Origin of the sequence: Halomonas heilongjiangensis (genome assembly GCF_002879645.1) — a bacterium.
GTDB classification, from domain to species: domain Bacteria; phylum Pseudomonadota; class Gammaproteobacteria; order Pseudomonadales; family Halomonadaceae; genus Halomonas; species Halomonas heilongjiangensis.
In genome coordinates this window covers 1-20,913 of sequence record NZ_PNRE01000026.1, presented here as the reverse complement: position 1 = coordinate 20,913, position 20,913 = coordinate 1, and the positions used below count along the sequence as shown (strand labels likewise).

At 68.5% G+C, this 20,913-nt stretch carries 22 protein-coding genes; 12 read left to right on the top strand and 10 right to left on the bottom strand.

The features are described 5' to 3' along the window. The first annotated feature begins 5 nt into the window (after nt 1-5). From hslU to tatC, 9 genes are all read left to right on the top strand, one after another. Nucleotides 6-1,328, top strand: coding sequence for an ATP-dependent protease ATPase subunit HslU (hslU, locus tag C1H66_RS06100; protein WP_102627016.1), 1,323 nt, complete (start codon nt 6-8; stop codon nt 1,326-1,328). Nucleotides 1,329-1,521: 193 nt separating this feature from the next. Further along, the gene (locus C1H66_RS06095) at nt 1,522-1,905 is read left to right on the top strand and encodes a gamma-butyrobetaine hydroxylase family protein (RefSeq protein WP_102627015.1); all 384 of its coding nucleotides are present in this window, start codon (nt 1,522-1,524) and stop codon (nt 1,903-1,905) included. Nucleotides 1,906-2,020: 115 nt separating this feature from the next. Further along, nucleotides 2,021-2,767, top strand: a complete 747-nt coding sequence (gene ubiE / locus C1H66_RS06090) for a bifunctional demethylmenaquinone methyltransferase/2-methoxy-6-polyprenyl-1,4-benzoquinol methylase UbiE (protein ID WP_102627014.1) — start codon at nt 2,021-2,023, stop codon at nt 2,765-2,767. Between the two features lie 7 nt (nt 2,768-2,774). Then, nucleotides 2,775-3,410 carry a ubiquinone biosynthesis accessory factor UbiJ gene (locus C1H66_RS06085; RefSeq protein WP_102627013.1) on the top strand — a complete coding sequence of 212 codons (636 nt, stop codon included), beginning with the start codon at nt 2,775-2,777 and terminating at the stop codon, nt 3,408-3,410. Continuing rightward, the gene (ubiB, locus tag C1H66_RS06080) at nt 3,410-5,032 is read left to right on the top strand and encodes a ubiquinone biosynthesis regulatory protein kinase UbiB (protein ID WP_102627045.1); all 1,623 of its coding nucleotides are present in this window, start codon (nt 3,410-3,412) and stop codon (nt 5,030-5,032) included. Before C1H66_RS06085 ends, ubiB begins: the two co-directional genes overlap by 1 nt. A gap of 60 nt (nt 5,033-5,092) precedes the next feature. After that, nucleotides 5,093-5,428: a phosphoribosyl-ATP diphosphatase gene (locus tag C1H66_RS06075; protein ID WP_102627012.1), complete on the top strand. Its 336-nt coding sequence runs from the start codon at nt 5,093-5,095 to the stop codon at nt 5,426-5,428. Between the two features lie 54 nt (nt 5,429-5,482). After that, a complete protein-coding gene (tatA, locus tag C1H66_RS06070) occupies nt 5,483-5,743 on the top strand; it encodes a Sec-independent protein translocase subunit TatA (RefSeq protein ID WP_102627011.1) in 261 nt (86 codons plus the stop codon). 6 nt (nt 5,744-5,749) lie between these two features. Beyond that, entirely contained in the window at nt 5,750-6,193 is a 444-nt protein-coding gene (tatB, locus tag C1H66_RS06065; RefSeq protein WP_102627010.1) for a Sec-independent protein translocase protein TatB, read from the top strand. After that, a complete protein-coding gene (gene tatC / locus C1H66_RS06060; RefSeq protein WP_102627009.1) occupies nt 6,190-6,951 on the top strand; it encodes a twin-arginine translocase subunit TatC in 762 nt (253 codons plus the stop codon). The genes tatB and tatC overlap by 4 nt, the downstream gene beginning before the upstream one ends. Before the next feature lie 159 nt (nt 6,952-7,110). Here tatC and elbB read toward each other — a convergent pair whose 3' ends face one another. Beyond that, entirely contained in the window at nt 7,111-7,779 is a 669-nt protein-coding gene (elbB, locus tag C1H66_RS06055) for an isoprenoid biosynthesis glyoxalase ElbB (protein ID WP_102627008.1), read from the bottom strand. A 222-nt stretch (nt 7,780-8,001) separates the two neighbouring features. Here elbB and hemB point away from each other — a divergent pair, with 222 nt between their 5' ends. Together hemB and ppk1 are read left to right on the top strand one after the other, a co-directional pair. Then, nucleotides 8,002-8,997, top strand: a complete 996-nt coding sequence (gene hemB / locus C1H66_RS06050) for a porphobilinogen synthase (protein ID WP_370741243.1) — start codon at nt 8,002-8,004, stop codon at nt 8,995-8,997. 55 nt (nt 8,998-9,052) lie between these two features. Beyond that, nucleotides 9,053-11,284, top strand: coding sequence for a polyphosphate kinase 1 (ppk1, locus tag C1H66_RS06045; RefSeq protein WP_102627006.1), 2,232 nt, complete (start codon nt 9,053-9,055; stop codon nt 11,282-11,284). Here ppk1 and C1H66_RS06040 read toward each other — a convergent pair. The 8 genes from C1H66_RS06040 to rho form a co-directional block, all read right to left on the bottom strand. After that, nucleotides 11,281-11,793 carry a DUF3087 family protein gene (locus C1H66_RS06040; protein ID WP_102627005.1) on the bottom strand — a complete coding sequence of 171 codons (513 nt, stop codon included), beginning with the start codon at nt 11,791-11,793 and terminating at the stop codon, nt 11,281-11,283. The genes ppk1 and C1H66_RS06040 overlap by 4 nt on opposite strands. A 236-nt stretch (nt 11,794-12,029) precedes the next feature. Further along, entirely contained in the window at nt 12,030-13,094 is a 1,065-nt protein-coding gene (locus C1H66_RS06035) for a 3-deoxy-7-phosphoheptulonate synthase (protein ID WP_102627004.1), read from the bottom strand. A gap of 322 nt (nt 13,095-13,416) precedes the next feature. Continuing rightward, on the bottom strand, nt 13,417-13,563 hold the full coding sequence (locus tag C1H66_RS22825) for a hypothetical protein (RefSeq protein WP_170064105.1): 147 nt from the start codon (nt 13,561-13,563) through the stop codon (nt 13,417-13,419). A gap of 68 nt (nt 13,564-13,631) precedes the next feature. After that, on the bottom strand, nt 13,632-13,757 hold the full coding sequence (locus C1H66_RS23385; RefSeq protein WP_276308826.1) for a hypothetical protein: 126 nt from the start codon (nt 13,755-13,757) through the stop codon (nt 13,632-13,634). Nucleotides 13,758-13,803: 46 nt separating this feature from the next. Then, nucleotides 13,804-14,517: a dihydromonapterin reductase gene (gene folM / locus C1H66_RS06030; RefSeq protein ID WP_102627003.1), complete on the bottom strand. Its 714-nt coding sequence runs from the start codon at nt 14,515-14,517 to the stop codon at nt 13,804-13,806. Next, nucleotides 14,514-15,293: an NAD(P)H-flavin reductase gene (locus tag C1H66_RS06025; RefSeq protein WP_102627002.1), complete on the bottom strand. Its 780-nt coding sequence runs from the start codon at nt 15,291-15,293 to the stop codon at nt 14,514-14,516. The genes folM and C1H66_RS06025 overlap by 4 nt, the downstream gene beginning before the upstream one ends. Further along, nucleotides 15,290-16,786 carry a 4-hydroxy-3-polyprenylbenzoate decarboxylase gene (gene ubiD / locus C1H66_RS06020; RefSeq protein ID WP_102627001.1) on the bottom strand — a complete coding sequence of 499 codons (1,497 nt, stop codon included), beginning with the start codon at nt 16,784-16,786 and terminating at the stop codon, nt 15,290-15,292. Before ubiD ends, C1H66_RS06025 begins: the two co-directional genes overlap by 4 nt. A gap of 76 nt (nt 16,787-16,862) precedes the next feature. Further along, a complete protein-coding gene (gene rho / locus C1H66_RS06015) occupies nt 16,863-18,122 on the bottom strand; it encodes a transcription termination factor Rho (protein ID WP_102627000.1) in 1,260 nt (419 codons plus the stop codon). Nucleotides 18,123-18,579: 457 nt separating this feature from the next. Between rho and ppx the strand changes: the two genes are divergently transcribed. After that, entirely contained in the window at nt 18,580-20,124 is a 1,545-nt protein-coding gene (ppx, locus tag C1H66_RS06010) for an exopolyphosphatase (RefSeq protein ID WP_102626999.1), read from the top strand. Here the strand turns inward: ppx and tilS are convergent. Beyond that, on the bottom strand, nt 20,054-20,913 hold an 860-nt coding region (gene tilS / locus C1H66_RS06005; protein WP_146010688.1), incomplete at its 5' end, for a tRNA lysidine(34) synthetase TilS. The two genes, ppx and tilS, sit on opposite strands and share 71 nt — an antisense overlap.

Here is a 20,913-nt window from a genome sequence, read left to right as displayed (position 1 = left end):
CCACCATGACCCAGATGACACCCCGCGAGATCGTCCACGCCCTGGATCAATACATCATCGGCCAGCAGGACGCCAAGCGCGCCGTGGCCATCGCCCTGCGCAACCGCTGGCGGCGCATGCAGCTCGACGGCGACCTGCGCCAGGAAGTGACCCCCAAGAACATCCTGATGATCGGCCCCACCGGGGTCGGCAAGACCGAGATCGCCCGTCGCCTGGCCAAGCTCGCCCGCGCGCCCTTCATCAAGGTCGAGGCGACCAAGTTCACCGAGGTGGGCTACGTGGGCCGCGACGTGGAGTCGATCGTGCGCGACCTGACCGAGGCCGCCATCAAGCTGGTGCGCGAACAGGCCAAGGAAGAGGTGGGCCACCGCGCCGAGGACGCCGCCGAGGATCGCATCCTCGATGCCCTGCTGCCGCCACCCCGCGGCCAGGAGGATGCCCCCCGTGCCGACAGCTCGACCCGCCAGCTCTTCCGCAAGAAGCTGCGCGAGGGACAGCTCGACGACAAGGAGATCGACATCGAGATCACCCCCCAGGGGCCGGGCATCGACATCATGACCCCGCCGGGCATGGAGGAGATGACCAGCCAGCTGCAGAGCCTGTTCGCCGGCATGGGCAAGCAGAAGACCGAGACCCGCCGCGTGGCGGTGAAGGACGCCTTCGCCCTGCTGCGCGACGAGGAGGCCGCCAAGCTGGTCAACGAGGAGGAGATCAAGCACCGCGCCATCGAGGCGGTGGAGCAGAACGGCATCGTCTTCCTCGACGAGATCGACAAGGTGGCCAAGGGCAGCGGCCAGTCCAGCGGCGGCGAGATCTCCCGGGAAGGCGTACAGCGTGACCTGCTGCCGCTGATCGAGGGTTCCACGGTCTCGACCAAGTACGGCATGGTCAAGACCGACCATATCCTCTTCATCGCCTCCGGCGCCTTCCACCTGTCGCGGCCCTCGGACCTGATCCCCGAGCTGCAGGGACGGTTGCCGATCCGGGTCGAGCTCAATGCGCTGACCCCCGACGACTTCAAGCGCATCCTCACCGAGCCCTCGGCGTCGCTCACCAAGCAGTACCAGGCCCTGCTGGCCACCGAGGGGCTCGACATCTCGTTCACCGAGGATGGCATCGAGCGCATCGCCGAGATCGCCTGGAAGGTCAACGAGGGCACCGAGAACATCGGCGCCCGCCGCCTGCATACGGTGATGGAGCGCCTGCTCGAGGAGGCCTCGTTCAAGGGCGCCGATGTGGGCACGCCGCTGGCGATCGACGCCGCCTACGTCGACTCCCAGCTCGCCGAGCTGGCGATGGACGAGGATCTGTCGCGGTATATTCTCTAATCCCAGCTATAAGCCTTAAGCTATAAGCTGCAAGCCCTAGGGCGCGGACTGCGCGGCGCCGGGGACAGGTCGACGCGGAGGTCCGATGCCATGGATGGCATCGGTAGCGCCCAGGGAGGGGGTCACCGCGCCTTCGCGACGGCCTGTCGCCGGGATAGCCGCGCCTCCACCACGCCATAAGCGGAGGCATACCATGACCGCCCCCATCCCGACCCGCGTGCATTACCACAAGAAGGACCGCCAGCTCGAGCTCACCTACGAGGGCGGCGAGAGCCACCGGCTGTCGGTGGAGTACCTGCGGGTCTTCTCGCCCTCGGCCGAGGTGCGCGGCCACGGCGGCGACACCGCCACCCTGCAGGTGGGCAAGAAGCACGTCGGCCTCAAGAACATCACCCAGGCCGGTCGCTACGCGCTCAAGCTGCACTTCGACGACGGCCACGACAGCGGCCTGTACAGCTGGGACTACCTGCATGCGCTGATCCGCGACCGGGAGGCCAACTGGGCCGACTACCTGCGGCGGCTGGAGGAGGCCGGTGCCTCGCGCGAGCCCCTGGGCATCGAGATCAAGCAGCTCTAGCCGCCCCCGGCAAGCGACCGGCGTCAAGACAAGGGCAACCGGGGGAGGCTACAATATCGCCGTTTGCTGACGTGCCCGGCGCGTCACTCGCCCGAATTCAGCCCAGGGGTCATCCATGGACAAGCGCACCACCCACTTCGGCTATCAGGAAGTTCCGGTCGAGGAGAAGGCCTCCCGTGTGGCCGACGTCTTCCATTCGGTGGCGGCCCGCTACGACGTGATGAACGACCTGATGTCGCTGGGCATCCACCGCCTGTGGAAGCGCCTGACCATCGAACGCTCAGGCGTGCGCCCCGGCCACAGCGTGCTCGATATCGCCGGCGGCACCGGCGACCTGACGCTGAAGTTCTCGCGCATGGTGGGCCCCCGCGGCCGGGTCGTGCTGGCCGACATCAACGAATCCATGCTTCGGGTCGGCCGCGACAAGCTGCTCGACCATGGGGTCGGCGGCAACGTCGAGTATGTGCAGGCCAACGCCGAGACCCTGCCCTTCCCCGACAACACCTTCGACTGCATCACCATCGCCTTCGGCCTGCGCAACGTCACCGACAAGGACGCCGCCCTGCGCTCCATGGCCCGGGTGCTCAAGCCCGGCGGCCGGCTGCTGGTGCTGGAGTTCTCCAAGCCGGCCAACCCGCTGCTCTCCAGGGCCTACGACGAGTACTCCTTCCGCCTGCTGCCGAGGATGGGCGAGCTGGTGGCAAGCGACGGCGACAGCTATCGCTACCTGGCCGAGTCGATCCGCATGCACCCCGACCAGGAGACCCTCAAGGGCATGATGGAAGCCGCCGGCCTGGAACGCGTCGAGTACACCAACCTCACCGGTGGCATCGTCGCCCTGCATCGCGGCATAAAGCTGTGAGGTCGAGATGTCGCTGACCCTGCTGCTGGCTGGCCTGGAGCGCACCCTCAATGCCCTGCTCGCCCGCGACCCGGCTGCCCCCGGGAGACTGGCGCGCCTCGCCGGCCACCGCATCCTGCTGCGGCTCGAGCGCCCCAGCCTGGTGCTAGCCGTGCATTTCCATCCCCATGGCCTCGACCTGCTGCGCCCGGACGACGCCGCCGAGGCGGATTACGACGCCGTCGTCGAGCTCGATGCCGAGACCGCCGGCGAGTTGCTCGGCGGTGCCTCCATCGAACGGCTGATGTTCCAGGGCAAGCTCGCGGTGCGGGGGCGCATCCACCTGCTCGAGGCGACCCGCGACCTGCTGCTCGACCTCGACCTGGACTGGGAGGGCGAACTCGCCCGCTGGCTCGGCGACACGCCCGCCCACAGCCTCGCCGAAGGACTGCGCGGCATCACCCGCTGGGGCCTGCGCACCCGCGACGAGTTCCGCGCCGACGTCGCCGAGTATGTCTTCGAGGAGGCGCGTCTGCTGCCCGGGCGCCACCAGCTCGCCGTGCTGCGCGACCACCTCACCGAGCTCGAGGTCGCCACCGACCGCCTCGAGGCGCGCCTCGCCCGGCTGCATCGCCGGCTGGTCGACGGGGAGCCCCGCCCATGATGAGCCTTCGGCTGCTGCGCATCTTCTGGGTGATCACCCGCTACCGGCTGGACACCCTGCTGCCGCTGGACCGGCTGCCCTGGTGGCTGCGCACCTTGTTCAGGCTCTCGCCGCTGCGCCTGGTGCCGATCGGCCCGCGTTCGCGCGGCGAGCGCCTGCGCCTGGCGCTGGAGGCGCTGGGCCCGATCTTCGTCAAGTTCGGCCAGGTGCTCTCGACCCGTCGCGACCTGCTGCCCGAGGACATCGCCGACGAGCTGCGCCGCCTGCAGGACCAGGTCCCCCCCTTCCCCGGCGCCCAGGCCCGGGCCCGGGTGGAAGAGGAACTCGGCATGACCATCGCCGAGGCCTTCGCGCACTTCGGGCCCGAGGCGCTCGCCTCGGCTTCCATCGCCCAGGTCCATGCCGCGCGGCTGCACAGCGGCGAGGACGTGGTGGTCAAGATCATCCGCCCCGACATCGAGCGGGTGATGCGCCAGGACATGGCGCTGATGTACCGTGTCGCGAGCGTCCTCAAGCACATCCCGGAGGCGCGCCGGCTGCGCCCGGTCGAGGTGGTACGCGACTACGAGGCGACCCTGTTCGACGAGCTCGACCTGACCAAGGAGGCCGCCAACACCTCCCAGCTCAAGCGCAACTTCAAGGACTCGCCGCTGCTGTTCGTGCCGGCGACCCACTGGGAACTGACCCGTCGCCGGGTCATGGTCCAGGAGCGCATCCATGGGGTGCCGGTGGCCGACACCGCGGCCCTGGTCGCCCAGGGCACCGACCTCAAGAAGCTCGCCGAGCGCGGCGTGGAGATCTTCTTCACCCAGGTGTTCCGCGACAACTTCTTCCACGCCGACATGCACCCGGGCAATATCTTCGTCTCCCTCGAGCGTCCCCACGACCCGCAGTACATCGCCATCGACTGCGGCATCGTCGGCAGCCTCACCCGCGAGGACCAGGACTACCTGGCGCGCAACCTGCTGGCCTTCTTCCACCAGGACTACTACGAGGTGGCCGCGCTGCATATCGAGTCGGGCTGGGTCGGCGAGAATACCCGGGCCAACGAGTTCGCCGCGGCGATCCGCACCGTCTGCGAGCCGATCCTCGAGAAGCCGCTCAAGGACATCTCCTTCGGCCAGGTGCTGCTGGGGCTGTTCCAGACCGCCCGGCGCTTCAACATGGAGGTACAGCCGCAACTGGTGCTGTTGCAGAAGACCCTGCTCAACATCGAGGGGCTCGGCCGACAACTCTATCCGGACCTGGACCTGTGGCGCACCGCCAAGCCCTATCTCGAGCAATGGATGAAGGAGCGGGCCGGCGCCAGCGGCTTCTGGGACTCGCTCAAGCGCCAGGCGCCGGAGCTGACGCGCCAGCTCCCGGAACTACCGGTGCTGGCCCACCAGGCGCTGAGCCGCGTCGAGCACGAACACCGGCAGCGTCATCGCCAGGCCGAGGCGATGAGCGGCATCCGCAGCCTGCTGCAGCGCCAGGGCAGCAGCCGTCGCCGCCTGCGCCTGGGGCTGCTGTTGCTGGCCATGGCGCTGGCCTGGCAGCCGCTGACCGACTGGGCCGCGGGACAACCCTGGCCGGTGGTGGCCGCCGCGGCCATCGGCGTACTGCTGCTGGCCTGGCACTGACCCTCGGCCGGGGAACGCCGGCGCCAACCCACTGGATCCACGTCAAGGGAGCCGTCATCGATGAGTGATATTCTTGATCGCCTGCAGGAAGTGCTGGAACAGCGCCGGCAGGCCGACCCGCAGGACTCCTACGTCGCCGCCTTGCATCACAAGGGCCTGAACAAGATACTCGAGAAGGTGGGCGAGGAAGCCACCGAGACCCTGCTGGCCGCCAAGGATGCCGAGCACGGCGGCGACGCCGAGCGACAAGCGGTGATCGCCGAAACGGCCGACCTGTGGTTTCATAGCCTGGTGATGCTGGCGCATCTGGATCTCGATCACCGGGCGGTGCTCGACGAGCTGGCCCGCCGCTTCGGTGTCTCCGGACACGACGAGAAGGCCGCAAGGCACCAATAGAACGAACTGGCCATTCCGGGGTCTTCCCGTAGCCCCCAACCAGAGGAACGACTTATGTTAGGTGGTATCAGTATCTGGCAGCTGCTGATCGTACTCGGCATCATCATCCTGATCTTCGGCACCAAGAAGCTGCGCAACGTCGGTGGCGACCTGGGTGGCGCCGTGAAGGGCTTCAAGAAGGCCATGCACGAGGACGAGAAGGACAAGGAGAACGAAGCGGACAAGCCCCAGGCCAAGGTGAGCCATGACGACGAGGGTGACACCTATGACGTCAAGGCCGAGCGGAAGGTCGAGGACCAGGAAGAGCGCAAGTAAGCCGCCATGTTCGATATGGGCTTTCTCGAACTGCTGATCATCGGCGTGGTGGGGCTGCTGGTGCTGGGCCCGGAGCGCCTGCCCAAGGCCGCGCGCACCCTGGGGCTGTGGATCGGCAAGGTCAAGCGTACCGTCTCCGGCATGCAGCGCGAGATCAGCGCCCAGCTCGAGGCCGAGGAGCTGCGTCAGAAGCTCAACGAGCAGCAGAAGAAGCTCGACGAGAGCGTCAAGCAGGTCAAGCGCGACGTGGAGAGCCTCGCCGAGCCCGAGTCCGGCGGGGGGAAGGACACACAGCAGAGCCCGGCCTCCGGTCGCGACGACACCGGGAAATCCGCGGCGCCGAGCGAGCCGCCGGAGAAGCGCCTGGACGACGCCCTTGCCCGGGCCCGCCTCGACCCGCCTGCCGATGAGCCTGCCGACGCCGCCGACAAGGACGCCACCTCCCGATGAGCAAGACCGGTGACCCCCAGGAACAGAACCAGGCCCCGCTGATCGAGCACCTGATCGAGTTGCGCTCGCGCCTGATACGCGCCGTGGTGGCGATCCTGGTGATCTTCCTGGGCCTCTTTCCGTTCGCCAACGAGATCTACACCTTCGTGGCCCAGCCGCTGATGGCGCTGCTGCCCGAGGGCTCCCAGATGATCGCCACCGAAGTGGCCTCGCCCTTTCTCGCGCCCTTCAAGCTGACCCTGGTGCTGGCGGTCTTCATCGCCATCCCCTTCGTGCTGCACCAGGCCTGGGCCTTCGTCGCGCCGGGCCTCTACGACAACGAGAAGGCGCTGGCGCTGCCGATCCTGGCCTCCAGCGTGATGCTCTTCTACGCCGGTGCCGCCTTCGCCTACTACGTGGTCTTCCCGCTGCTGTTCCAGTTCTTCACCCAGACCGGGCCGGAGAACGTGGCGGTGATGACCGACATCAACCAGTACCTCAACTTCGTGCTGAAGCTGTTCTTCGCCTTCGGCGTGGCCTTCGAGATCCCCATCGCCACCTTCCTGCTGATCCTCTCCGGGGCCACCACGGTGGAGAGCCTGTCGAAGAAGCGTCCTTACGTCATCCTCGGCTGCTTCGTGGTGGGCATGCTGCTGACCCCGCCGGACGTGATCTCCCAGAGCCTGCTGGCGATCCCCATGTACCTGCTCTACGAGGTGGGGCTACTGTTCGGTCGCCTGGTACGGCGCAAGAAGCGCGACGCCGAGGAAGACGAATAGCACCGAACAGGGTGGTGCCCGAAATCGCGGCTTCCCGGCGGCGTGCCTGCGCGGAGGCGCTGTGAACCCTTCCCTGGGCGCTACCGATGCCATCCATGGCATCGCACCTCCGCTTCGGCCTGCCGCCGGCGCCGCTCTTACCGCCCATGGCTCCCGGCTTCAGGCTTGCAGATCCATCAGCTCGTCAACGCGATCGACCAGCTTGAAGATGCCGGTGGCCGCCTCGCTGATGCGGGTCGCCAGCATGTAGGCCGGGGTGGTGACCACCCGGTTCTCGAAGTCGACCACGATGTCCTCGACGCCGCAGCTACGGTGCAACCCACCCATGGCGCTGATCGCCCCGGCCACCCCCGGGTCGTGACCGATGGTCACGGCGATGCCGGACCCCAGCAGTCGTGGCACCAGCACCGGGCTGATGCACATCAGGCCGATCGGCTTGCGTTCCTCGCGGAAACCGGCGAGCGCCTCGGCCAGTTCGCCGAGCACCTCCATCTCGTCGCCGGCCTCGGCAAAGGTCGAGAGGGTCTTGGCGGCCCCGAAGCCACCAGGCAGGATCACCGCATCGAAGTCGCCGGCCTCGAGTTCGGCCAGCGAGGAGATCTCGCCCCGGGCCAGGCGCGCCGACTCCTCCAGCACGTTGCGCGACTCGCCCTCGGCCACCTCGCCGCTGCGGTGGTCGATGACGTGGTGCTGCGCGATGTCGGGAGCGAAACAGCGATAGCCGATGCCCAGTTGATCGAGGCGCAGCAGGGTCAGGGTGGTCTCGTAGATCTCCGAGCCATCGAATACGCCGCAGCCCGAGAGGATGACCGCCACCTGTTTGCTCATGCCTATCTCCTTGAGGTATGCGCCTGCCGACGAGCAGGCCCGATGATCCGAACCCAACACTTTAGAGAGTCGCCCGGGGTGCGACAAGGCGTGACTTTCGGCGCAGGGTCGCACTGATATACTCCAAGGCAACGACGCCCCGTCATCGTATCGTCATCGTCGCCCGCCACACTGTGCCCGTGGCGGTCCCGACCTCACCGCTGGAGACGCGCCTTGAGCTTCATGACCACACGCCAGTTCCCCGCCACTCGCCTGCGCCGCATGCGGCGTGACGACTTCTCGCGCCGCCTGATGCGCGAATCGCTGCTGACCCCCGCCGACCTGATCTGGCCGGTGTTCGTGCTCGAGGGCGAGGGCCAGCGGGAAGCCGTGCCCTCCATGCCCGGCGTCGAGCGGCTGTCGCTGGACCTGCTCATCGAGGAGGCCCGCGAGGCCCATCAACTGGGCATTCCCGCCCTGGCGCTGTTCCCGGTGGTCGATGCCTCGCTGAAGAGCGAGCTCGCCGAGGAGGCCTACAACGCCGCCGGCCTGGTCCAGCGCAGCGTGCGCGCCCTGAAGGACGCCATCCCCGGGCTCGGCCTCATGACCGATGTGGCGCTGGACCCCTACACCAGCCATGGCCAGGACGGCATCCTCGACGAACACGGCTACGTGCACAACGACCGCACCGTCGAGACCCTGCTCAAGCAGGCGCTCTCCCACGCCGAGGCCGGCGCCGACGTGGTGGCCCCCTCGGACATGATGGACGGGCGCATCGGCGCGATCCGCCAGGTACTGGAGCAGGAGCACCTGGCCAATACCCGCATCATGGCCTACAGCGCCAAGTACGCCTCGTGCTACTACGGCCCCTTCCGTGACGCCGTGGGCTCCGCCGCCAACCTCGGCCGTGCCGACAAGACCACCTACCAGATGGATCCGGCCAACGGCGACGAGGCCCTCCACGAGGTGGCCCTCGACCTCGCCGAGGGGGCCGACATGGTGATGATCAAGCCCGGCATGCCCTATCTCGACGTGGTGCGCCGGGTCAAGGACGAGCTGAAGGTCCCGACCTTCGCCTACCAGGTCAGCGGCGAGTACGCCATGCACATGGCCGCCTTCGACAACGGCTGGCTCGACGCCGACACCGTCATCCTCGAGTCGCTGCTCTGCTTCAAGCGCGCCGGCGCCGACGGCGTGCTGACCTATTTCGCCAAGCGGGCAGCGCGGCTGCTCGCCTAGTAAGGGAGAGGCCCAGTCGTCGCGCGGGGCCCTTCCGGCCAAGCCAGGAGACAGCATGGAAGACCCGCGCAGCCCCGACACGCAGGAACACGTTGAAGCCGTACCGCTCGAGCCCTCGGCCGGCGAGCCCCTGTCCAGCGAGACGACGGTCGAGCAACCCACCCCCCGGCTGAACCAGACCCGTACCGGGATCAAGCCCAAGGTGCTCCCCGACCCGCAGGCCGACCTCACCGATCCGAGCCTCTACTTCAACCGCGAGCTGTCGCACCTGCAGTTCAATGTCAGGGTGCTGGAGCAGGCCCTGGACGCGGCTCATCCGCTGCTCAACCGGCTGATGTTCCTGCTGATCTTCTCCTCCAACATGGACGAGTTCTTCGAGATCCGCGTGGCCGGGCTGAAGAACCAGGTGGCACTGGGGGACAACGCCAGCGGCGCCGACGGGCGCTCGCCACGCTCGGTGCTCGCCGAGATCTCGCGCATCGCCCACGACCAGGTGGCGCGCCAGTACCGGATCCTCAACGAGGTGCTGATTCCCGCGCTGGAGGCCCACAAGCTGCGCTTCCGCCGCCGCGACGACTGGAGCGACGCCCAGCGCGCCTGGGTCCGCGATATCGTCGATGCCGAGATCATGCCGGTGGTCAGCCCCATCGGCCTGGACCCGTCCCACCCCTTCCCGCGGCTGGTCAACAAGAGCCTCAACTTCATCGTCGAGCTCGAGGGCAAGGACGCCTTCGGCCGCGAGGGCGGGCTGGCCATCCTGCCGGCGCCGCGTTCGCTGCCCCGGGTGATCGCCCTGCCCGCCGAACTCTGCGAGGAGGGCTTCAGCGAGTACGTCTTCCTGTCGTCGATGATCCACGCCCACGCCGAGGAGGTCTTTCCCGGCATGACGGTGCACGGCTGCTACCAGTTCCGCCTGACCCGCAACGCCGATTTCTCGGTCGACCCGGAGGAGGTCTCGGACCTCGCCTCGGCACTGCGCGGCGAGCTGCTGGCACGCCGCTATGGCAGCGGGGTGCGACTCGAAGTGGCCAGCAACTGCCCCGACGAGCTGGCGCGCTTCCTGCTCGCCCAGTTCTCCCTGGAGGAGGACGACCTCTACCGGGTCGACGGCCCGGTGAACCTGACCCGCATGATGTCGGTGCTCGGCGAGGTCGACCGCCCCGAGCTGCTCTACCGGCCGTTCACCCCGGGGCTGCCCAAGCCCCTGGGCCGCAAGGAGAGCCTGTTCGCCGCCATCGGCGCCGGCGACATCCTGCTGCACCACCCCTTCCAGGCCTTCACGCCGGTGGAGGACCTGCTGCGCGAGGCGGCCCGCGACGCCGATGTGCTGGCGATCAAGCAGACCCTCTACCGCACCGGCGCCGACTCGCCCATCGTCAATGCGCTGGTGGAGGCGGCCGGCAACGGCAAGGAGGTCACGGTGGTGATCGAGCTGCGTGCCCGCTTCGACGAGGCCGACAACCTGGCCCTGGCCTCGCGGCTGCAGGAAGCCGGCGCCATCGTCATCTACGGCGTCATGGCCTACAAGACCCACGCCAAGATGCTGCACATCGTGCGCCGCGAGCGCGGCAAGCTGCGCCACTACGCCCACCTGGGCACCGGCAACTATCACTCGAGGACGGCCAGGCTCTACACCGACTACAGCCTGCTCACCGCCCGTCCCGGCCTGTGCGAGGACGTCCACCGGGTCTTCCAGCAACTCTCGGGCATGGGCCAGACCCGCCGGATCGAGACCCTGCTGCACGCGCCCTTCACCCTCCACGAGCGGCTGGTGGCGATGATCGAGCGGGAGGCGGAGCACGCCCGCCGCGGCCGGCCCGCTCACCTGATCGTCAAGTGCAACTCGCTGACCGAGCCCCGGCTGATCCAGGCGCTCTACCGTGCCTCACGTGCCGGCGTGGAGTGCGACCTGATCATCCGCGGCATGTGCTGCCTGAGGCCGGGCATTCCCGGCATCTCGGAGACCATCCGGGTACGCTCGATCATCGGCCGTTTCCTCGAACACACCCGGGTCTTCCACTTCCACAACGACGGCAAGCCGGAGACCTGGTGCTCCAGCGCCGACTTCATGGCCCGCAACATGTTCCACCGGGTGGAGATCGGTTTTCCCCTGCTGGAGAAGAAGCTCGCCGCCCGGGTACGCAAGGACCTGGAGACCTACCTGGTGGACAACTGCCAGAGCTGGCTGCTGCAGCCCGACGGCAGCTACCTGAAGCAGCAGCCCGGCGACGAGGCCCCGATCAGTGCCCAGGAGACGCTGCTCTACGCCTATGCCACCAGGGCTTAGCCGCGCCGGAAGGCGCGCAGGTCCTCGGGATCGAAGCCGTCGACCCGCTCGGGCAGCCCCTTCTCGCGGCGAGCTAGCCTGACGGTCTCCCGCTCGGCGAGCAGCTCGGCGTCGTCGTCCAGGGTGCGGCCGTTGAGCTCGGCGAGCTGGGCCATGCCCTGGTGGTAGAAGGAGAGCACCGCCAGCGCCGTGTCGTTGTCCTCCGCCACGCCCCGCCGCAGCGCCGGCAGATAGCCGCTGACCCGCGACAGGTGGTGCTTGAGCTGCCAGACGTAGCGCATCTCGGCCATCCAGGGCCGCTCGCGCAGCACGGCGAACACCAGGCTGGTGGCGACCAGCCCCAGCAGCACGCCCAGCACGTTGAGCCAGAAGCCGCCATCGAAGGCGGTCTGCAGCAGCTGGACGAACACCAGGCCGAAGACGATCAGCTGGCCGGCCATGGCCAGGCTGATGAAACGGCCCTTGCGGCGATAGGTTTCGGGGTCGTGGTCTTCGAACTGGAACGGCATGGGGACCTCCGGGCGACGAGTCGTGAATCGACGGCATTATCCCGACATCGCCCCCGAGGGTACAGGCCTTCTCCATCGTCCCCAGCGCATTGCAGATAGGCTGCACCACTCGGGGCTGATCCGGCGGCAGGCCTTCGAGGAGGCGCTGTGAACCCTTCCCTGGGCGCTACATTCGCCATCCCTGGCGAATGACCTCCTCTTCGGCCTGCCCCCGGCGCCCCTCGCTACGGACCATCTTAGCGCAGGCGCTCCGCGGCGCTAAGCAGCAACTGCTCGGTGGTCTCCCAGCCGAGGCAGGCGTCGGTGACCGAGACCCCGTAGCGCAGCTTGCCCGGGGCCAGCGGCTGCTTGCCCTCGTGCAGGTGGCTCTCGATCATCAGGCCACACAGGGCCGACTCGCCGGCCAGGCGCTGGGCCAGCACGTCGCACATCACCTCGCCCTGGCGGCGGTGCTCCTTGCGGGCATTGGCGTGGCTGCAGTCGACCATCAGCCGCGGCGTCAGGCCGGCCTGCTCCAGGGCCCGGCGGGCCGCCGTCACATGAGGCGTCTGGTAGTTGGGCTCGCCGTGGCCACCGCGCAGCACCAGGTGGGTGTGGGCGTTGCCCGCCGTCTCCTGCACCACCGGACGCCCCTCGGGGTCGAGGCCGAAGTGGCGATGGGGATGGGCGGCGGCGCTCATCGCGTCCAGCGCCACCTGGATATCGCCGCTGGTGGCATTCTTGAAGCCCACCACGGCCGGAAGCCCGCTGGCCAGTTCCCGGTGCAACTGGGACTCGGTGGTGCGGGCGCCGATCGCGACCCAGGCCAGCAGGTCGTCGAGATAGGGCGCCAGCATCGGCTGCAGCAGCTCGGTGGCCAGCGGCAGGCCGAGCTCGGCGATGTCGCGCATCAGCCGGCGCGAGAGCTCCAGCCCGGTCGCCATGTCGCCGCTGCCGTCCAGGTCGGGATCGTAGGCGAGCCCCTTCCAGCCCACGGTGGTGCGCGGCTTCTCCACGTAGACCCGCATCACCAGCAGCAGACGATCCTCGACCCGCGGCGCCAGCTCGGCCAGGCGTCGGGCATAGGCCAGGGCCGCGTCGGGATCATGGATGGAGCAGGGACCGACGACCACCAGCAGGCGGTCGTCACGGCCATCGAGGATGTCGCGAATGGCCTGGCGCTGGCCGGCGATGCGCTCGGTGAGACCCGGGGGCAACGGCAGGGCACGGCACAGCTCGCCGGCGGTGGGCAGGGCCCGGACAGGATGGTGGGCCGGGCGGGCGGTGTCGTTCAGGGTCGCGGTGGCAAGCGAAGCGGTCATGGTATCAACTCCGGGAAACGGACAGACATCGTGTCGTGGGACACATCATATTCATGCCACCGGTGGTACCACGGTCGGAGGTGGCGCACTGGGCCGACCGCGCGTCGCTAAATCGCCAGGCCCCGTAATAGCCACGGCCGAGGGTCGTGAAGCAGGGCTGGTAAGCGATGGTGGCGATCATGGTGCGTCTCCTCGATGCGGGTCTCTGTGTCGTCCAGTGCCGAAAGGCAGAACCCCCGGGCGGGGTTGCCGTCCGGGGGTTCTGTGGTGGAGGCAACCCTGGGGGGCGTGCCTCGCGACGATGTCTCTGCTCAGTCTGTCGTCAGGACATGGCCACCGGCACGCCGGTGCTAAACCAATATCCAAACCAGTAGCGACGACCCGTAACGAGCGCCTCACCACGGCCAGCGGTCACCACGCCGCGGGCGGCGTTCGGGCAACGGATGGCAGGATGGTTGGGCGAGGTCATGGTCATCTCCTGAGCGATACGGGCATCGTGCCGTGCCGACGGGGATTTGGCAAGGCCTTCGGCGTCACTCAGGCAAAGTACTGCACCCAACCGATGGTCGCCGGCAGGGCGCTCATGCTCACCAGGACCGCCAGGCCCAGCACCACGGCCAGCAGGCCGCTCTCGTCCTTGAAATTCTCGTCGTGTCCGGCCATCTGTCACTCCTTCTTCGAGGGTTGCGTTGTCGGGGTGGTGGGGATTCTAGCGAAGATGTCGTCCGCCATCGACCGGTAGTGTCACCCCGGTCACGTAGCGATTGTCGAGCAGGTAGCGCAGGCTCTGGTAGATCACCCCCGGTCCGGGAACCATGCCCATCGCCGACTGGGCCTTGGCCTTCTCGACATAGGCGTCGTTGTCGCCCTCATTGAGCATGATCAGCGCCGGGGCGATGGCGTTGACCTGGATCGCGGGAGCGTACATGGCCGCGAAGGAGAGCGTCAGATTGGCCAGCCCCGCCTTGGTGGCGGCATAGGCGGCATGCCCCCTCGAGCCCTGCTGCACCACGTGATCGGTCAGGTGCACGATGTCGCGCTGGGGCTCGCTGCACGCCTCGAGCAGCTCGCGGCAGTGCAGATTGATCAGGTAGGGGGCCAGCATATGCACCCGGAACAGCCGCTCGAAGGTGGCCCCGGCCTCCTCGCCGATGGCGTCCGGCGCCCAGTCGCTGGCGTTGTGGACGATCGCCCGCAGCGACCCGGTGTGTGCCTTGAGCCGGGCGATAAAGTCGAGAATGCCGGCTTCGCTGGCGAAATCCGCCTGCAGGGTCACGATGCTCCGCTCGCGCAACTCATCCAGCTCGGGGCGCTCGCGGCGGTAGCTGACGATCACCGGATGGCCATCGTCGCGCAACCGCTCGGCGCAGTGGCGCCCCAGGCGGCGTGCACCACCGGTGATCAGGATCGGCGAGGCGCTCATCCGCGCCCCTCCCTCACCAGGCTGCCCACCGTGGGCACCAGCGGCTCCCGGGGCGCGTAGGCGAAGACATCGGAGAAGACCCGCGAGGGCGCGAGGCCCAGGGACGCCAGCACGTCGACGCAGGCATAGACCATGCCCGGCGACCCCGAGAGGTAGACGTCATGGCCGGCGATGTCGTCGAGGTTCTCGGCGAGGGCCTGGTCGATGCGACCGAGATGGGCGAGTACCCGCTCGCCCGCCACGGGCTCCTCGGGCGCTTTCTCGGTCACGACGTGGAAACGGACACCCGCGTGGGTCTCGGCCCACTCCCGGGGCAGCCACTCCAGATAGAGGTCGCGATGCTCCCGGGCCGCCCACCAGAGGTCGATGCGGCGCTCGGGGTCGGCGTGCAGTGCCGCCTCGACGATCGCCTTCATCTGGGCGAACCCGGTGCCGGCGGCGACCAGCAGCAAGGGCCGCGTGCTCTCCGGGTCGAGCACGCAGTCGCCACCGGGCAGGCGCAGGGTGAGCCGCTCGGCCACCTGGACCAGCTCGCGCAGTCGCGCCGAATTCCCGCGCTCCGGCCAGTGCTGGATATGCAGCTCGATCACGCCATCACCGCCATGGGCGTTGGCGATCGAGAACGGTACCCAGGTCGCGTCGTCGAGCTTGAGCTCCAGGTACTGGCCGGGCGCGTGGGCCACGGCCTCGGCACGGCCTTCCAGGGTGACGCGGAAGACGTCGGGGGTGAGATCCTCCACCTCGGTCACCTGGCAGGTCAGGGTCCTTGCCGTCATGAATGCCTCGTGTCGTTGTCGGGGGGGAGCACGATGCCCAGGTCGTTCCAGCGCTCGCTGACGCGGGCCTTGATGGCCTCGTCCATGACGATGGGCGTGCCCCACTCGCGGTCGGTCTCGCCGGGCCACTTGCCGGTGGCATCCAGCCCCATCTTGGAGCCCAGGCCGGCCACCGGCGAGGCGAAGTCCAGGTAGTCGATGGGGGTATTCTCGACCAGCACGGTGTCCCGGGCCGGGTCCATGCGGGTGGTGATCGCCCAGATCACGTCCTTCCAGTCGCGGGCATCGACGTCGTCGTCGAGTACCACCACGAACTTGGTGTACATGAACTGGCGCAGGAAGCTCCACACCCCCATCATCACCCGCTTGGCGTGGCCCGGGTACTGCTTCTTCATAGTCACCACCGCCATGCGGTAGGAACATCCCTCCGGCGGCAGGTAGAAGTCGACGATCTCGGGAAACTGCCGCCTCAGGATGGGCACGAAGACCTCGTTGAGGGCGAGCCCCAGGATCGCCGGCTCGTCGGGCGGGCGACCGGTATAGGTGGAGTGATAGATGGCGTTCTCGCGCATGGTCATGCGCGTCACCGTGAACACCGGGAACTGCTCGACCTCGTTGTAGTAGCCGGTGTGGTCGCCGTAAGGGCCCTCCGGCGCCATGTCATCGGGGTAGATAAAGCCTTCCAGAACGATTTCAGCAGACGCAGGGACTTCCAGGTCGGCATGGCCGCACCTGACCAGCTCGGTGCGCGAGCCGCGCAGCAGCCCGGCGAAGGCGTACTCGGAGAGCGAGTCCGGCACCGGGGTGACCGCGCCGAGAATGGTCGCCGGGTCGGCGCCCAGCGCCACCGCCACCGGGAAGGGCTCGCCGGGGTGGGCCCGCTGGAACTCCTGGAAGTCGAGCGCCCCGCCGCGGTGGGAGAGCCAGCGCATGATCAGGCGATTGCGGCCGAGCTTCTGCTGGCGGTAGATGCCGAGGTTCTGGCGCTTCTTGTGCGGTCCGCGGGTCACCACCAGGGCCCAGGTGACCAGGGGCGCCACGTCGCCCGGCCAGCAGTGCTGGATCGGCAGGCGGTCGAGGTCGACCTCCTCACCCTCGTAGGCCAGGGCCTGCACCGGGGCCGAGCGCACCGTCTTCGGGCCCATGCTCATCACCTGCTTGAAGATCGGCAGCTTGCTCCAGGCGTCGCGCAGGCCCCTGGGGGGCTCGGGCTCCTTGAGGAAGGCGAGCAGCTCGCCCACCTCGCGCAGGGCGGCGACGCTGTCCTGTCCCATGCCCATGGCCACCCGCTGCGGCGTGCCGAACAGGTTGCCGAGCAGCGGCATGGCGTGTCCCTTGACGTTCTCGAACAGCAGCGCCGGCCCGCCGGCCCGCAGGGTGCGATCGCAGATCTCGGTGATCTCGAGGTAGGGATCGACCTCGGCGGTGACGCGCGTCAGCTCGCCCTGGGCTTCCAGGGCGGCGATGAACTCACGCAGATCCTTGTACTTCATGTATGAAGTTCCCGTTTCCCGAACGACGAAAGGGGCAGAATACCATCTGCCCCTTTGCGGTGCCGCGGCGCCGGCGTTACCGGCGTTTCATGGCCTCGAAGAACTCCAGGTTAGTCTTGGTGTCCTTGAGACGGTCGATCAGGAACTCGGTGGCCGCGGTGTCGTCCATGGGATTGAGCAGCTTGCGCAGGATCCACATGCGCTGCATCTCGTCCTCGGAGGCGATCAGGTCCTCGCGACGGGTGCCGCTGCGGCGGATGTTGAGTGCCGGGTAGACCCGCCTCTCGGCCAGCTTGCGGTCGAGATGGGCCTCCATGTTGCCGGTACCCTTGAACTCCTCGAAGATCACCTCATCCATCTTCGAGCCGGTGTCGACCAGGGCGGTGGCGATGATGGTCAGGCTACCGCCCTCCTCGATGTTGCGCGCCGCACCGAAGAAGCGCTTGGGCTTCTCCAGGGCGTGGGCGTCGACGCCGCCGGTGAGCACCTTGCCGGAGCTCGGCACCACGGTGTTGTAGGCCCGCGCCAGGCGGGTGATGGAGTCGAGCAGGATCACCACGTCCTTCTTGTGCTCGACCAGGCGCTTGGCCTTCTCGATCACCATCTCGGCGACCTGGACGTGACGTGCCGGCGGCTCGTCGAAGGTCGAGGCCACCACCTCGCCACGCACGGTGCGTGACATCTCGGTCACCTCCTCCGGGCGCTCGTCGATCAGCAGCACGATCAGGTGGCACTCGGGGTTGTTGCGGGTGATCGAGGTGGCGATGTTCTGCAGCATCAGCGTCTTGCCCGCCTTGGGCGGCGAGACGAGCAGGCCACGCTGGCCCTTGCCGATGGGCGCGGTCAGGTCGATGATCCGCGCGGTGAGATCCTCGGTGGAGCCGTTGCCGATCTCCATGCGCAGCCGTTCCTGGGGAAACAGCGGCGTGAGGTTCTCGAACAGGATCTTGTGCTTGGCGTTCTCCGGCTTGTCGAAGTTGATCTCGCTGACCTTGAGCAGCGCGAAGTAGCGCTCCCCTTCCTTCGGCGGACGAATCTTGCCGGAAATGGAGTCGCCCTTGCGCAGGTTGAAGCGCCGGATCTGCGAGGGCGACACATAGATGTCGTCGGGCCCCGCGAGGTAGGAGCTGTCGGCGCTGCGCAGGAAACCGAAGCCGTCCTGGAGGATCTCCAGCACCCCGTCGCCGTAGATGGCTTCGCCGCTCTTGGCGTGCTTCTTGAGGATGGCGAAGATGATGTCCTGCTTGCGGGACCGTGCCAGGTTGTCGATGCCCATCTCGCGGGCGATCTCCAACAGCTCCGGCACTGGCTTTTGCTTGAGTTCGGTAAGATTCATCGGTGTGTTCAGAAGTTGCTCTTGGAAGCCGGGCGGCAGTGCGCCATGCGGAAAGACAGGGGCGAGACGTTTACGCCGCGTGAGTGCGTTCAGGGCCCTCGCAGGCATCCACTCGTCGTATCGCGGGGCTCGTCAGGAAGTACGGACCGGGGGCAGGCGACCGGAAAAGAGGTCACCGCGGCGATGACAGATTCGAGGGAGCAGCATCATTTTCGCCTGATCAGCGGCTCACGGCAACATGGCCATGATTGCACGCTGACGCAGTGGGCTATCTGACGACTTGGAAACTGACCGAGACGGGGACGCCGTGTAACGGTCGGGAAGCATTCGGAACAGGCGAACGCCTCGATACTAGTCAAGGGCGCGGACAAACGCAAGCCCCTGCCGGACGAGCCGCCACAATTGACAAGCCCCGGGGGTGCCCGCACCCTTGGCGTCTCGACCGAAGGACACCCGCATGAACCAGCCCACGGCCAGGCACCCCCGCCGCTCCCGGGTGCTCGCGAGCCGGCCGGCAACGGCCCCGCGGCGCCTCGCCGCCATCGACCTCGGCTCCAACAGCTTCCACCTGCTGGTGGCCAACTACCAGGACGACCGGCTGCAGGTGGTGGCCCGGCTCGGCGAGAAGGTCCAGCTGGCCGCCGGCCTGGACGACGAGGGCCAGTTGAGCGAGCCGGCCATGCAGCGCGCCCTGGCGTGCCTGGCCCGCTTCGCCCCCTTCCTCGAGGGCCTCGCCCCCGGCCACCTGCGGGTGGTGGGCACCAACGCCCTGCGCGATGCCGCCAACAGCCAGGCCTTCATCGAACGCGCCGAGGCGCTGCTGGGCAGCCGCATCGAGATCGTCGCCGGTCGCGAGGAGGCGCGCCTGATCTACCTGGGCGCCGCCCACGCCCTGGCCGAGGACGGCCGACGGCTGATCGTCGACATCGGCGGCGGCTCCACCGAGGTCATCATCGGCGAGCGCTTCGAGCCGCTGGCCCTGGAGAGCCTGCGCCTGGGCTGCGTGACCTTCACCCGCCGCTTCTTCGGCGACGGCGAGATCGGCGAGAAGCGCATGCGCCGCGCCGAGCTCGCCGCCCTCTCCGAGCTCGCCTCTATCCGCCGCCCCTACCGGGAACTGGGCTGGGCCGACCCGGTGGGCTCGAGCGGCACCATCAAGGCCGCCGCGGCAGTGCTGACGGCCAGAGGCGAGTGCCCGGAAGGGGTAATCGAACGCGACGCGCTGTTCAACCTGCGCAAGCGGCTGATCGCGTGCAAGCACCTCGACCGGGTCGCCATGGAGGGCCTCAAGGCCGACCGGGCGAGGGTCTTCCCCGCCGGGGTCGCGATTCTGGTCGCCATCTTCGAGGCCTTCGGGCTCGAGCAGATGCGCTACGCCGACGGCGCCCTGCGCGAGGGGGTGCTCTACGACATGGTCGGGCGCCATGGCCTGGAGGATTCACGCCTCAAGACCCTGGCCGGGCTCGAGCGCAGCTACGGCGTGGATGCCCGCCAGGCGTCCAATGTGGCCGACACCGCCCGGGCCCTGTTCGAGCAGGTCCGTGGGCCCTGGGGGCTCGACGACGACCAGGCGCGCTTCCTCGGCTGGGCCAGCCGGCTCCACGAGATCGGCCTGGCGATCTCCCACAGCCAGTTCCATCGCCACGGCGCCTACCTGCTGGAGCACTCCGATCTCGCCGGCTTCTCGCGGCCCGAGCAGCGGTTGCTGGCCTTCCTGGTCCGCGCCCACCGCCGCAAGTTCCCGCTCAAGGAGTGGCAGGCCCTGCCCGCCGCGGAGCAGTGCTCCCATGCCCGACTGGCCCGGCTGCTGCGCCTGGCGGTACTGCTCAACCACTCCCGCCCCGAGCAGCCCCCCGCCCCGCCTCGCCTCGAGGCCAGCGGCGACGGACTGCGGTTGCGGCTCGACGGCGGCGACGACCAGGCGCTGCTGCTCACCGACCTCGAACAGGAGGCCGCCTACCAGCAGGCGGCCGGCTTCCCGCTGGCCCTGGAGCGTCGCTGAGCCAGCCCTCGGCGACCGCGAGCCAGCGCCCCTCCCCGGCATCCAGCACGGCCACGGCTTCACTGTCCTGGTGGACCACCAGCAGCCGCTCGCGGACCCAGGGCGGCAGATCCAGCTCCTGCAGCAGGCGCTTCAGGTCCCGCCGACCGCGCCCGGCCAGGCGCAGCCACTCGCCGCCCCGGCGTGGCGCGACCCGCAGCCGCACCGGCTCACCGTCATCGCGCGCGAGTGCCACCCTCGCCTCGCCCAACGGCGTCGCCAGCGATGCCTCACCATCCCAGCCGGCCTGCCAGCCCACCGGCAGGGACGGCACGGGGGCCAGCAGGTAGAGGTGGCCCCGCCAGAGCCGCGCCTCGGCACCCGGCCACGCCACCCGCACCTCGGCATCGGGTCGCGCGCCGAGCTGCGCCAGCAGCGTCTCCAGGCGCCTCGCCGGCGGCGTGGGCAACCCCAGTTGCCCGGAGGCGTAGCGGATCAGCAGCCGCCGGCGCTGCGCAGGCAGCTCGGCCAGATCCGCCACGGGCAACCGCGCGGCGTCACCGCCCAGGCGTGCGAGATCCAGTGCGGCCAGCGCCTCGAGCAACGCATCGGCCTCGCCGGCATGCCGGGCAGCAGCGGCCAGTGCCGCGCCGGCATGAGGCCAGCGGCTCTCGAGCAGCGGCATCACGGTGCGGCGCAGGAAGTTGCGATCCAGGGTGGTGTCAGCGTTGGACGGATCCTCGACCCAGGCGAGGCCACGACGCGCCGCCTCGGCCTCGAGCTCGGCTCGCGGTCGACCCAGCAGCGGGC

Bases quoted from the DNA above. Each gene is read 5' to 3' on its own strand.
- hslU (WP_102627016.1), top strand. From the start codon at position 6: ATGACCCAGATGACACCCCGCGAGATCGTCCACGCCCTGGATCAATAC.
- C1H66_RS06025 (WP_102627002.1), bottom strand. From the start codon at position 15,293: ATGACGGCAAGGACCCTGACCTGCCAGGTGACCGAGGTGGAGGATCTC.
- ubiD (WP_102627001.1), bottom strand. From the start codon at position 16,786: ATGAAGTACAAGGATCTGCGTGAGTTCATCGCCGCCCTGGAAGCCCAG.
- C1H66_RS06040 (WP_102627005.1), bottom strand. From the start codon at position 11,793: ATGCCGTTCCAGTTCGAAGACCACGACCCCGAAACCTATCGCCGCAAG.
- C1H66_RS06095 (WP_102627015.1), top strand. From the start codon at position 1,522: ATGACCGCCCCCATCCCGACCCGCGTGCATTACCACAAGAAGGACCGC.
- hemB (WP_370741243.1), top strand. From the start codon at position 8,002: ATGACCACACGCCAGTTCCCCGCCACTCGCCTGCGCCGCATGCGGCGT.
- ppk1 (WP_102627006.1), top strand. From the start codon at position 9,053: ATGGAAGACCCGCGCAGCCCCGACACGCAGGAACACGTTGAAGCCGTA.
- C1H66_RS22825 (WP_170064105.1), bottom strand. From the start codon at position 13,563: ATGACCTCGCCCAACCATCCTGCCATCCGTTGCCCGAACGCCGCCCGC.
- C1H66_RS06085 (WP_102627013.1), top strand. From the start codon at position 2,775: ATGTCGCTGACCCTGCTGCTGGCTGGCCTGGAGCGCACCCTCAATGCC.
- ubiB (WP_102627045.1), top strand. From the start codon at position 3,410: ATGAGCCTTCGGCTGCTGCGCATCTTCTGGGTGATCACCCGCTACCGG.
- C1H66_RS06075 (WP_102627012.1), top strand. From the start codon at position 5,093: ATGAGTGATATTCTTGATCGCCTGCAGGAAGTGCTGGAACAGCGCCGG.
- C1H66_RS23385 (WP_276308826.1), bottom strand. From the start codon at position 13,757: ATGGCCGGACACGACGAGAATTTCAAGGACGAGAGCGGCCTGCTGGCC.
- tatA (WP_102627011.1), top strand. From the start codon at position 5,483: ATGTTAGGTGGTATCAGTATCTGGCAGCTGCTGATCGTACTCGGCATC.
- elbB (WP_102627008.1), bottom strand. From the start codon at position 7,779: ATGAGCAAACAGGTGGCGGTCATCCTCTCGGGCTGCGGCGTATTCGAT.
- tatB (WP_102627010.1), top strand. From the start codon at position 5,750: ATGTTCGATATGGGCTTTCTCGAACTGCTGATCATCGGCGTGGTGGGG.
- folM (WP_102627003.1), bottom strand. From the start codon at position 14,517: ATGAGCGCCTCGCCGATCCTGATCACCGGTGGTGCACGCCGCCTGGGG.
- ppx (WP_102626999.1), top strand. From the start codon at position 18,580: ATGAACCAGCCCACGGCCAGGCACCCCCGCCGCTCCCGGGTGCTCGCG.
- tatC (WP_102627009.1), top strand. From the start codon at position 6,190: ATGAGCAAGACCGGTGACCCCCAGGAACAGAACCAGGCCCCGCTGATC.
- ubiE (WP_102627014.1), top strand. From the start codon at position 2,021: ATGGACAAGCGCACCACCCACTTCGGCTATCAGGAAGTTCCGGTCGAG.
- rho (WP_102627000.1), bottom strand. From the start codon at position 18,122: ATGAATCTTACCGAACTCAAGCAAAAGCCAGTGCCGGAGCTGTTGGAG.
- C1H66_RS06035 (WP_102627004.1), bottom strand. From the start codon at position 13,094: ATGACCGCTTCGCTTGCCACCGCGACCCTGAACGACACCGCCCGCCCG.